General features: G+C 59.8%; 9 protein-coding genes. 8 read left to right on the forward strand and 1 reads right to left on the reverse strand.

What is annotated here, in order from left to right; genetic code table 11:
• Window positions 1-4: 4 nt before the first annotated feature.
• From dnaE to ispD, 8 genes are all read left to right on the forward strand, one after another.
• Window positions 5-3,523 carry a DNA polymerase III subunit alpha gene (dnaE, locus tag PSCI_RS15960; protein WP_045488713.1) on the forward strand — a complete coding sequence of 1,173 codons (3,519 nt, stop codon included), beginning with the start codon at window positions 5-7 and terminating at the stop codon, window positions 3,521-3,523.
• Between the two features lie 112 nt (window positions 3,524-3,635).
• Window positions 3,636-4,583, forward strand: coding sequence for an acetyl-CoA carboxylase carboxyl transferase subunit alpha (gene accA, locus PSCI_RS15965; protein ID WP_045488716.1), 948 nt, complete (start codon window positions 3,636-3,638; stop codon window positions 4,581-4,583).
• Window positions 4,584-4,633: 50 nt separating this feature from the next.
• Window positions 4,634-5,956: a tRNA lysidine(34) synthetase TilS gene (gene tilS, locus PSCI_RS15970; RefSeq protein ID WP_144403263.1), complete on the forward strand. Its 1,323-nt coding sequence runs from the start codon at window positions 4,634-4,636 to the stop codon at window positions 5,954-5,956.
• 274 nt (window positions 5,957-6,230) lie between these two features.
• Window positions 6,231-7,862 (forward strand): CTP synthase, encoded by a 1,632-nt coding sequence (locus PSCI_RS15975; RefSeq protein WP_045488719.1) that lies wholly within the window; start codon window positions 6,231-6,233, stop codon window positions 7,860-7,862.
• A gap of 17 nt (window positions 7,863-7,879) precedes the next feature.
• Entirely contained in the window at window positions 7,880-8,725 is an 846-nt protein-coding gene (kdsA, locus tag PSCI_RS15980) for a 3-deoxy-8-phosphooctulonate synthase (protein WP_045488722.1), read from the forward strand.
• 141 nt (window positions 8,726-8,866) lie between these two features.
• Window positions 8,867-10,156: a phosphopyruvate hydratase gene (gene eno, locus PSCI_RS15985; protein WP_045488724.1), complete on the forward strand. Its 1,290-nt coding sequence runs from the start codon at window positions 8,867-8,869 to the stop codon at window positions 10,154-10,156.
• 294 nt (window positions 10,157-10,450) lie between these two features.
• Window positions 10,451-10,729 carry a cell division protein FtsB gene (gene ftsB, locus PSCI_RS15990; protein WP_045488725.1) on the forward strand — a complete coding sequence of 93 codons (279 nt, stop codon included), beginning with the start codon at window positions 10,451-10,453 and terminating at the stop codon, window positions 10,727-10,729.
• Between the two features lie 8 nt (window positions 10,730-10,737).
• Complete coding sequence (gene ispD / locus PSCI_RS15995) at window positions 10,738-11,448, forward strand: 2-C-methyl-D-erythritol 4-phosphate cytidylyltransferase (RefSeq protein ID WP_045488726.1); 711 nt, start codon at window positions 10,738-10,740, stop codon at window positions 11,446-11,448.
• Window positions 11,449-11,529: 81 nt separating this feature from the next.
• Here ispD and PSCI_RS29450 read toward each other — a convergent pair whose 3' ends face one another.
• The gene (locus PSCI_RS29450; protein ID WP_158497588.1) at window positions 11,530-11,703 is read right to left on the reverse strand and encodes a hypothetical protein; all 174 of its coding nucleotides are present in this window, start codon (window positions 11,701-11,703) and stop codon (window positions 11,530-11,532) included.
• Window positions 11,704-11,777: the final 74 nt, after the last annotated feature.

The following is an 11,777-nucleotide window of genomic DNA, read 5'->3' on the forward strand; positions in this document are numbered from 1 at the left end:
CTCCATGTCGGCTTCTTTCGTTCATCTGCGCCTGCACACCGAATACTCTCTGGTCGACGGTCTGGTGCGAGTCAAGCCACTGGTCAAAGCGTTGACCGGCATGAACATGCCTGCCGTTGCGGTCACTGACCAGAGCAACATGTGTTCGCTGGTCAAGTTCTACAAGGCCGCGCAGGGCGCGGGGATCAAGCCGATCTGCGGTGCCGACCTGTGGCTGGCCGGCAAGAACGCCGATGCGCCGCTCAGCCGTCTGAGCCTGCTGGTCATGAACCCGCAGGGCTATCGCAACCTTACCGAGCTGATCTCTCGCGGCTTCACCGAAGGGCAGAGCAACGGCCATGTCGTGGTTCAGCGCCAGTGGGTGGCTGAGGCCAGCGACGGCCTGATCGCCCTGTCGGCAGCCAAAGAGGGTGAGATCGGCATGGCGCTGCTCTCCGGTAATACTGATGAAGCCGATCAGTTGCTTAGCGAATGGATGGCGGTTTTTCCTGATCGGTTTTATATCGAGGTGCAGCGCACCAACCGGGTCAACGACGAAGAACACCTGCACGCTGCAGTGGCGCTGGCTGATAAACATGGCGCGCCGCTGGTGGCGACCAACGATGTACGCTTTATCAAGCAGTCAGACTTCGAGGCCCACGAGACCCGCGTGTGCATCGGTGAAGGCAGGGCGCTGGACGATCCGCGCCGTTCGCGCAATTACAGTGATCAGCAGTACCTCAAAAGCCCTGAGGAAATGGCCGAGCTGTTCAGCGATCTGCCCGAGGCCATTGAGAACACGGTCGAAATCGCCAAGCGCTGCAACATCGACGTCAAGCTGGGCACTCACTTTCTGCCCAACTTCCCGATTCCCGATGGCATGACCATCGATGAGTACTTTCGCAAGGTGTCGTTCGATGGCCTGGAAGAGCGTCTGGCCGTATTACTCCCGCCGGATTCTGAAAACTACCAGGCGCGCAAGCAGGTCTACATCGACCGGCTGAATTTCGAGCTGGACATCATCATCCAGATGGGCTTTCCCGGCTACTTCCTGATCGTTATGGACTTCATTCAGTGGGCCAAGAACAATGGTGTGCCGGTAGGTCCGGGCCGTGGTTCGGGTGCCGGCTCGCTGGTCGCCTACGTGCAGAAGATTACCGACCTCGACCCACTGGAATACGACCTGCTGTTCGAGCGGTTTCTTAACCCCGAGCGGGTTTCGATGCCCGACTTCGACGTCGACTTCTGCATGGACGGCCGCGACCGGGTAATCGACTATGTGGCCGAAAAATACGGCCGCAACGCAGTGAGCCAGATCATCACCTTCGGTTCGATGGCGGCCAAGGCGGTGGTGCGCGACGTGGCGCGGGTGCAGGGCAAGTCTTACGGCCTGGCTGACCGGCTGTCGAAGATGATCCCCTTCGAAGTCGGCATGACCCTGGAAAAGGCTTACGAGCAAGAAGAAATCTTGCGTGACTTCCTCAAGAACGATGAGGAAGGCGCAGAAATCTGGGAAATGGCGCTCAAGCTTGAGGGCGTGGTGCGTAACGTCGGCAAGCACGCCGGTGGCGTGGTCATCGCGCCAACCAAGCTGACCGACTTTGCGCCGATCTATTGTGATGAGGCCGGTGATGGCCTGGTAACCCAGTTCGACAAGGATGACGTCGAGTCGGCGGGCCTGGTGAAGTTCGACTTCCTTGGCCTGCGTACGCTGACCATCATCGACTGGGCGCTGGACACCATCAACCGCGACCGGCGCCGCGATGGCGAAGAGCCGCTCGATATTGCATTCATCCCGCTGGACGACAAGCCGACCTACGAGCTGCTGCAGCGCGCCGAGACCACGGCGGTGTTCCAGCTCGAGTCGCGGGGTATGAAAGAGCTGATCAAAAAGCTCAAGCCCGACTGCCTCGAAGACTTGATCGCACTGGTGGCGCTGTTCCGTCCGGGACCTTTGCAGTCCGGCATGGTTGACGACTTCATCAACCGCAAGCACGGCCGCGCCGAGCTGGCCTACCCGCACCCTGACTACCAGTACGAAGGCCTGCAGCCGGTGCTGGCACCGACTTACGGCATCATTCTGTATCAGGAACAGGTGATGCAGATCGCTCAGGTCATGGCTGGCTACACCCTCGGTGGCGCCGACATGTTGCGCCGCGCCATGGGTAAGAAAAAGCCCGAGGAAATGGCCAAGCAGCGCGGCGGTTTCATCGAGGGTTGCGCGGCGAACAATATCGACGCCGACCTGGCGGGTAACATTTTCGACCTGGTAGAGAAGTTTGCCGGTTACGGCTTCAACAAATCCCACTCGGCCGCCTATGGCCTGGTCTCTTACCAGACCGCCTGGCTGAAGATGCACTACCCGGCGCCATTCATGGCCGCGGTGTTGTCGGCCGATATGCACAACACCGACAAGGTCGTGACCCTGATCGAGGAAGTGCGCAGCATGAAGCTGCGCCTTGATGCGCCGGATGTGAACATCTCCGAATTCAAGTTCACCGTCAGCGACGACGGGCGCATTCTCTACGGCCTTGGGGCGATCAAGGGCGTGGGCGAGGGGCCGGTCGAGGCGATTACCGAGGCGCGCAAGGACGGGCCATTCAAGGATCTGTTCGATTTCTGTGCGCGGGTCGACCTCAAACGGGTCAACAAACGCACGCTCGACGGCTTGATCCGCAGTGGTGCGCTGGATCGTCTGGGGCCGTATTTCGAGCTGGAGCCCAAGGCCTATCAGGCCAATATCGACCGTAATCGTTCGTTGCTGCTGGCGGCCCTGGAGGAAGCCATCCAGGCCGCCGAGCAGACCGCGCGCAGCCGTGACAGCGGTCACTCGGACCTGTTTGGCGGGTTGTTCGAGGCCGAAGACGCCGATGTCTACGCTAACCATCGCAAAGCCCGCGAGATCACTCTCAAGGAGCGTTTGCGTGGTGAGAAAGAGACCCTGGGTCTGTACCTGACCGGTCACCCTATCGATGAGTATGAGGGCGAGATTCGCCGCTTTGCTCGCCAGCGCATCATTGATCTGAAGCCTGCACGTGATACTCAGACGGTAGCCGGCCTGGTGATTGCTTTGCGGGTCATGAAGAACAAGAAGGGTGACAAGATGGGATTCATCACCCTGGACGACCGGTCGGCGCGTATTGAAGCCTCCTTGTTCGCCGATGCTTTCCACTCGGCGCAGTCGTTATTGCAGACTGATGCTATCGTGGTGGTCGAAGGAGAAGTGAGTCACGACGATTTCTCCGGTGGCCTGCGGTTACGGGCAAAGCGGGTCATGAGTATCGAAGATGCGCGCACCGGCCTTGCTGAAAGCCTGCGCCTGACCGTAAGTGCCGAGGCACTCAAGGGTGACCGTCTGCGTTGGCTGGGCGAGCTGTGCAAGCGCCATCGCGGTGCCTGTCCTGTGACCCTCGATTACACCGGGCTGGACGCCAGAGCGGTTCTGCAGTTCGGCGAAAGTTGGCGAATTGACCCTGCTGACAACCTGATTCAGGCGCTGCGTGACCAGTTCGGACGCGAGAACGTCTTTCTCCAGTATCGTTAAACGCTTAAAATCCAGAATTTTTAATCTCGACCTGAATGTGCCTCTTCCGTAAGGTGGGGCGCTAACGGATCAACCGGCCGGCCTCTTGGCCGTCGACCCAAGACGGATGCCTATGAACCCGAATTTTCTCGATTTCGAACAGCCTATCGCTGACTTGCAAGCCAAGATCGAAGAGCTGCGCCTGGTAGGCAATGACAACTCGCTGAACATCAGCGACGAAATCTCCCGGCTGCAGGACAAGAGCAAAACGCTCACCGAAAGCATTTTCAGCAACCTGACCAGTTGGCAGATTGCCCGGATGGCACGTCATCCGCGCCGTCCTTACACCCTGGACTACATCGAGCACATCTTTACCGAGTTCGATGAGCTGCATGGCGATCGGCACTTCTCCGATGATGCCGCCATCGTTGGTGGTGTTGCGCGTCTGGATGACCAGCCGGTGATGGTGATCGGTCACCAGAAAGGCCGTGAAGTGCGTGAGAAGGTGCGCCGCAATTTCGGCATGCCGCGCCCTGAAGGCTATCGCAAAGCGTGCCGCCTGATGGAAATGGCCGAGCGCTTCAAAATGCCGATCGTGACCTTCATCGATACCCCTGGTGCTTACCCGGGCATCGATGCTGAAGAGCGCAACCAAAGCGAAGCCATTGCCTGGAACCTGCGTGTCATGGCCCGCCTGAAAACCCCGATCATCGCCACCGTGATCGGTGAGGGTGGCTCGGGCGGCGCATTGGCCATCGGTGTCTGCGACCAGCTGAACATGTTGCAATATTCGACCTACGCGGTGATCTCGCCGGAAGGCTGTGCGTCGATCCTGTGGAAAACCGCCGAGAAGGCCCCGGACGCCGCTGAGGCCATGGGCATCACTGCCGAGCGCCTCAAGGGCCTGGGCATTGTCGATAAGGTGATCAAGGAGCCACTGGGTGGCGCGCACCGCGATCCGGTGCTGGTTTCGGCGACTATTCGTGAAGAGCTGCTCGGCCAGCTGTCCATGCTGAAGAAGCTCGACACCGACGCGCTGCTGGCTCGTCGCTATGAGCGTCTGATGAGCTACGGCGTCTGACATGCTGCTGGTCGGCCATGGCGTCACGCCTGGCCGGCCGGTTTCTTGCCATGAACGATATTGAGCTGCGCGCCGCGCTCGCCAGCGCGCTGACTGACGCAAGCCAGGCCCCGGCCTTGCTCATCGCTTTCTCCGGTGGTCTTGACTCCACTGTCCTGCTGCATCTGCTGAGCGATCTGCGCCAGCACCAATCCCTCCCTGAGCTTCACGCCATTCATGTTCATCACGGCCTGCAGGCCGTAGCTGACACTTGGCCGCAACATTGTCGTGAGGTCTGCGCGGCGTTGGACGTGCCACTTAGTGTCAGGCACGTGCAGGTGGCTTCAGGCGCGAGTCTGGAGCAGGCGGCGCGTCAGGCGCGTTATGCGGTATTTGCCGATGTGCTGGGGGCAGAGCAGTGGTTGCTCAGTGCCCAGCACCGTGATGACCAGGCTGAAACCTTACTGTTGCGGTTATTGCGCGGTGCCGGCGTGCGCGGTCTGGCGGCCATGACGCCGCGACGCAGGCTTGGTCAGGGGTATCTGGTGCGGCCCTTGCTGGAGGTGCCGCGCGCTGCTCTTGAGGCGTATGCCCGGCGTCACGGGCTACGCTGGATCGAGGATCCGAGCAATCAGGATGTGCAGTTTGCGCGCAACTTGCTGCGCGGGCAGGTGCTGCCGTTGTTGCGTTCGCGCTGGCCGCAGGCGGCTGCCAGCCTGGCGCGCAGTGCTGCGCATCTGGCTGAGGCGCAGCAGTTGCTCGGTGAGCTGGCAGAGCAGGATCTGCAGCGTGCTCGTTTGCCGAGTGGGTTTGACTGGCTTGGCCTGCCAACTCTGGCGCTGACGCCGCTGAGCGGTTTGTCTGCGGCGCGGCAACGCAATGCTCTGCGTCATTGGCTGGCGCCGCTGAGCCGGCTGCCCGACACCGATCACTGGGCCGGCTGGGAAGACTTGCGTGATGCCAGTGCCGCGGCGCATCCGCTGTGGCGTCTGGCTGACGGAGAGCTGCACCGGGCCGCTGGCCATCTGTGGTGGCTGGCCGGTGACTGGCTGCGCCCTGCGGTTGGCGTCATGGCCTGGGATGATCCCCGGCAGCCATTGGTATTGCCTGGTAACGGCCGGTTACGCTTTGACGGCGCAGCGCCGTCGGGAGTATTGCAGGTACGCTATCGCCAAGGCGGCGAGGTGATGCAGTTGGCCGGGCGCGGGCAGCGTGACCTCAAGCGCCTGCTCAACGAGCGCGGCGTGCCGGGTTTTGCGCGCAGCCGTCTGCCACTGGTGTTTCAGGGCGATCAGTTGCTGGCAGTTGCCAACCTCGCGGGGCTTGATTGTCCGCTGCCCGGCGCAGGCAAACTGATCTGGTGCGCACCGACGAGCGACCAATGTTTGAGATAAAAAGGCCTTTCCGGTAGACTACGCTCCCTTCTTGATACAGCTTGTGTCAGTCGATTCTGAACGACACCAGTTGCCGGTTTTACCTCCAGTGTTTGCTGGGCAATCTTCAAAGTGTGGCGCTATGCAAAGGACAGGACAGGCTTATGCTCGGTCGTTCTTCAACGCAGCAGTTTTCGGAGTGCACCATGTACCCTGTCGGTAACCGGGGGCTTCGGCCTTCCTTCGCTTTCCCCGGCGGCTCTGACCGCTTTAACGCAGACTTCTAGGGTTTTTCATGACGCGCTACATCTTCGTCACGGGCGGTGTTGTTTCTTCATTGGGGAAAGGCATTGCCTCTGCATCTTTGGCGGCCATCCTGGAGGCGCGGGGACTTAAGGTCACCATGCTCAAACTGGACCCGTACATCAACGTCGATCCGGGCACCATGAGCCCGTTCCAGCACGGTGAAGTGTTCGTTACCCACGACGGCGCCGAAACCGACCTGGACCTGGGTCACTACGAGCGGTTCATCCGCACCACGATGACCCAGAACAACAACTTCACCACCGGTCGTGTGTACGAGCACGTGCTGCGCAAAGAGCGCCGTGGTGATTATCTGGGTGCGACCATCCAGGTCATTCCGCACATCACCGACGAAATCAAGCGCCGCATCATCAAGGGTGCTGCCGACGCTGATGTGGCGTTGGTCGAGATCGGCGGTACCGTGGGCGACATCGAGTCGCAACCGTTTCTCGAAGCTATCCGCCAGTTGCGTTTCGAAGTCGGCGCCAAGCGCGCGATGCTGATGCACCTGACTCTGGTTCCTTACATCGCTACCGCTGGCGAGACCAAGACCAAGCCTACCCAGCACTCGGTCAAGGAACTGCGCTCGATCGGCCTGCAGCCAGACGTTCTGGTATGCCGTTCCGATCACCCGATCGATGTCTCGTCGCGTCGCAAGATCGCCCAGTTCACCAACGTTGAAGAGCGTGCGGTGATCGGTCTGGAAGACGCCGATACCATCTACAAAATCCCGGGCATCCTGCACTCCCAGGGTCTGGACGATTTCGTCGTCGAGCGCTTCGGCCTGCAGTGCGGTGGCGCGGACCTGTCCGAGTGGGACGCGGTGGTCGACGCCAAGCTCAACCCTGAGCACGAAGTCACCATCGCCATGGTCGGTAAATACATGGAGCTGCTCGACGCCTACAAGTCGTTGATCGAAGCCATGAGCCACGCCGGTATCACCAACCGCACCAAGGTGAACCTGCGTTACATCGACTCCGAAGACATCGAAAACCAGGGCACTGGCCTGCTCGAAGGGGTGGATGCCATTCTGGTACCGGGCGGCTTTGGTCTGCGCGGCGTGGAAGGCAAGATCACCGCCGTACAGTACGCCCGTGAAAACAAGGTGCCGTACCTGGGTATCTGCCTGGGCATGCAAGTGGCGGTCATCGAGTTCGCCCGTAACGTGCTGGGCTGGAAAGACGCCAACTCCACCGAGTTCGACCGCACCGTCGAGCATCCGGTGGTCGGCCTGATCACCGAGTGGGAAGACGCCACTGGCGCGGTCGAAACCCGCACCGAAAGCTCCGACCTGGGCGGCACCATGCGTCTGGGTGCCCAGGAATGCCAGTTGCAAGCCGGTTCCAAGGTTCATGACTGCTATGCCAAGGATGTGATCGTCGAGCGTCACCGTCACCGTTATGAGGTCAACAACAACCTGCTGCCGCAACTGATTGAGGCTGGCCTGCAGGTTTCGGGTCGCTCCGGTGACGGCGCACTGGTTGAAGTGGTCGAGGCACCGGATCATCCATGGTTCGTCGCTTGCCAGTTCCACCCTGAGTTCACCTCGACGCCACGTGACGGCCATCCGTTGTTCAGCGGCTTCGTCAAGGCCGCCCTGGCTCAACATCAGAAGAACGCCTGATTCGGGATACCAAGTACATGGCTCAGAAAACCATCCGCGTCGGTTCCATCGAGATTGCCAACGACAAGCCTATGGTGTTGTTTGGCGGCATGAACGTGCTCGAGTCCCGTGACCTGGCCATGCAGATCTGTGAAGAGTACGTGCGGGTGACCGAGAAACTCGGCATCCCGTACGTGTTCAAGGCCAGTTTCGACAAGGCCAATCGTTCGTCGGTCAACTCGTACCGTGGCCCTGGCCTGGAAGAAGGCCTGCGCATCTTCGAAGAGATCAAGCGCACCTTCAACGTACCGCTCATCACTGACGTGCACGAGCCGCATCAAGCGGCTCCTGTCGCCGAGGTCTGCGACATCATCCAGTTGCCTGCCTTCCTGTCGCGCCAGACCGATCTGGTCGTGGCGATGGCGAAGACTGGCGCGGTGATCAACATCAAGAAGGCCCAGTTCCTCGCGCCTCAGGAAATGAAACACATCCTGACCAAATGTGAAGAAGCGGGTAACGAGCAACTGATTCTCTGCGAGCGCGGTTCGAGCTTCGGCTATAACAACCTGGTCGTGGACATGCTCGGCTTCGGCATCATGAAGCAGTTCCAATACCCGGTGTTCTTCGACGTGACCCATGCCCTGCAAATGCCGGGCGGTCGCAGCGATTCCGCCGGAGGCCGTCGCGCCCAGGTTCTGGAACTGGCCAAGGCCGGTTTGTCTCAGGGCCTGGCGGGGCTGTTTCTGGAAGCCCACCCGGATCCGGATCAGGCCAAGTGTGATGGTCCATGTGCCTTGCGCCTGAACAAGCTTGAGCCGTTCCTCACCCAGCTCAAGGCGCTTGACGATCTGGTGAAAAGTTTCGCCTCTGTCGAAACCGCCTGATAGCGGTTTCCGGTAAAGTGCCGTGCCCGGTGGTCTTGCCTGTCAAGACGCCGGGCCACCATCGGGCCTGACTGTTTTTCGCCCGCTGTGTATCGTTTTTACTGCTGTGTCGTTCTCGTCTATCCCGGAGTGTTTACAACAATGGCAAAAATCGTCGACATCAAAGGTCGTGAAGTTCTCGACTCCCGTGGCAACCCCACCGTGGAAGCAGATGTACTGCTCGACAACGGCATCATCGGTTCGGCCTGTGCGCCGTCCGGTGCCTCAACCGGCTCGCGTGAAGCGCTTGAGCTGCGTGATGGCGACAAGAGCCGTTACCTGGGCAAAGGCGTTCTGAAAGCCGTTGCCAACATCAATGGTCCGATCCGCGACCTGCTGCTGGGCAAGGATCCGGTAGACCAGAAAGCTCTGGATCGCGCCATGATTGAGCTGGACGGTACTGAGAACAAAGCCACCCTGGGTGCCAACGCCATCCTCGCGGTGTCCCTGGCTGCTGCCAAGGCCGCTGCCCAGGATCAGGACCTGCCGCTTTACGCGCACATCGCCAACCTCAACGGCACGCCGGGTCAGTACTCGCTGCCGGTGCCGATGATGAACATCATCAACGGTGGTGAGCACGCTGATAACAACGTCGATATCCAGGAATTCATGGTTCAGCCGGTTGGCGCCAAGACCTTCTCCGACGCGCTGCGCATCGGCACCGAGATTTTCCATCACCTCAAAGCCGTGCTGAAGGCTCGTGGCCTGAACACTGCCGTCGGTGACGAAGGTGGTTTCGCCCCTAACCTGACCTCCAACGAAGACGCCCTGAGCGCCATCGCCGAAGCCGTTGAAAAAGCCGGCTACAAGCTGGGCACCGACGTGACCCTGGCACTGGACTGCGCGGCCAGCGAGTTTTATGAAGGCGGCAAGTACAACCTGTCCGGTGAAGGCAAGTCGTTCGACGCCGAAGGTTTTGCTGACTACCTCAAAGGTCTGACTGAACGTTTCCCGATCATTTCCATCGAAGACGGTCTGGACGAGTCTGACTGGGCTGGCTGGAAGATCCTGACTGACAAGATCGGTGCCAAGGTGCAACTGGTTGGCGACGACCTGTTCGTGACCAACACCAAGATCCTCAAGGAAGGCATCGAGAAGGGTATCGGTAACTCGATCCTGATCAAGTTCAACCAGATCGGCACGCTGACCGAAACCCTGGAAGCCATCCAGATGGCCAAGGCCGCCGGTTACACCGCAGTGATCTCGCACCGCTCCGGTGAAACCGAAGACTCGACCATTGCCGACCTGGCCGTGGGCACTGCTGCTGGCCAGATCAAGACCGGCTCGCTGTGCCGCTCCGACCGCGTCTCGAAGTACAACCAGCTGCTGCGCATCGAAGAGCAACTGGGTTCCAAGGCTGTGTACCGCGGTCGTGCAGAGTTTCGCGGTTGAGTCATAAGTGTTAAAACGGCAAGACTCGCAGGCAACCTGTGCGGGCCTTGGCCAACGTTGTAATGTATTGAGCCTGGCATCTGTCAGGCTCAATGCTGTTTGTCGCATGTGGGCACCTCTAAAAACTAGCTGCGTTGCCATCGCTGCGTTAAAAACAGGCTCACAATGCTCATTTACAACCCGTAAACTCCGCTTGCTTGCCTGTTTTTGCCTTTCGCTGGCTGCCTCACCTACGTTTCTAGAGGCACCCATGTGTTGGCTCTGCCGTCTTCTTACCGGGTAACTGATATTTCAATGCGCAGTCCTTACTGGTTGTTTCTTGTCCTTCTGCTGTTGCTGGGCGGTCTGCAATATCGACTTTGGGTGGGTAATGGCAGCCTTGCGCAAGTCGCCAGCCTGACCAAACAGATTGAAGAGCAGCGGGCCGAGAATGAAAGCCTGCTGGAGCGCAACCGGGTTTTGGACGCGGAGGTCATGGAGTTGAAGAAGGGCCTGGAAACCGTCGAAGAGCGTGCCCGTCACGAGCTTGGCATGGTCAAGGACGGCGAAACCCTCTATCAACTGGCCCGCTGAGTAAGCTGATGACTAGCGTATTGCCTGCCTTCTGGGCAGTTATTCCTGCAGCGGGTGTGGGTGCCCGCATGGCAGCTGACCGTCCCAAGCAGTACCTGCAATTGGGCGCTCTGACTATTGTTGAACACAGCCTGCTGTGTTTTCTCGATCATCCTCGCCTCAAGGGGCTGGTGATCAGCCTGGCGGCGGATGATCCCTACTGGCCGGCCTTGCCCTGCGCGCTGGATTCACGCGTCCAGCGTGTCGATGGCGGCAAGGAACGGGCCGATTCGGTGCTCAATGCGTTGTTGCATCTGCATGCGCAGGGTGCTGACGATGACGATTGGGTGTTGGTGCATGATGCGGCGCGGCCTAATCTGTCGCGTGGCGACCTGGATAACTTGCTGTCGGTACTGGCCGATGACCCGGTGGGTGGTCTGTTGGCGGTGCCAGCGCGCGATACGCTCAAGCGCGCTGATGACCAAGGGCGGGTGACGGAAACCGTGGACCGCAGTTTGATCTGGCAGGCGTATACGCCGCAGATGTTTCGCCTGGGCACTTTGCATCGGGCTTTGGCTGACAGTCTGGTGGCTCACGCTGCAATTACCGATGAAGCTTCGGCTATTGAATGGGCCGGGCAGGCGCCGCGGTTGGTCGAGGGGCGGTCGGACAATATCAAGGTCACGCGGCCGGAAGATCTGGAGTGGTTGCGGCAGCGGCGCTCGTTTGGTGGGGCTTGAAAGAGCCTTGAGCGGTGTACATTCGCCGCTGCGGTGGTGGGTGTTAGTCACCTTTGCGCTTTTACAGCGGGTCACTTTTGCCTAGCGCGCGTTTGGCTTGAGCTCGTTGCCGTTGCCGTTGCCGTTGCCGTTGCCGTTGATTTTGATCTTCGAGCCGAGATGGCATAGGCGACGCCGAACGCGACGATTGGCGCAGGCCAAGACCGGAGCAAGCGGTTTGGTTCCTTTGCCAAGACAAAGGAACTCGCCCAGCATGGCGAAACCTGCAGCCCAGCCACCGCTAGGCAAGATTTTCCATCTCTTTAAATGCCAAATGTTAATTCGCGGCT

The sequence above is a fragment of the Pseudomonas sp. StFLB209 genome (assembly GCF_000829415.1).
In the GTDB taxonomy this organism is placed as follows: Bacteria; Pseudomonadota; Gammaproteobacteria; order Pseudomonadales; family Pseudomonadaceae; genus Aquipseudomonas.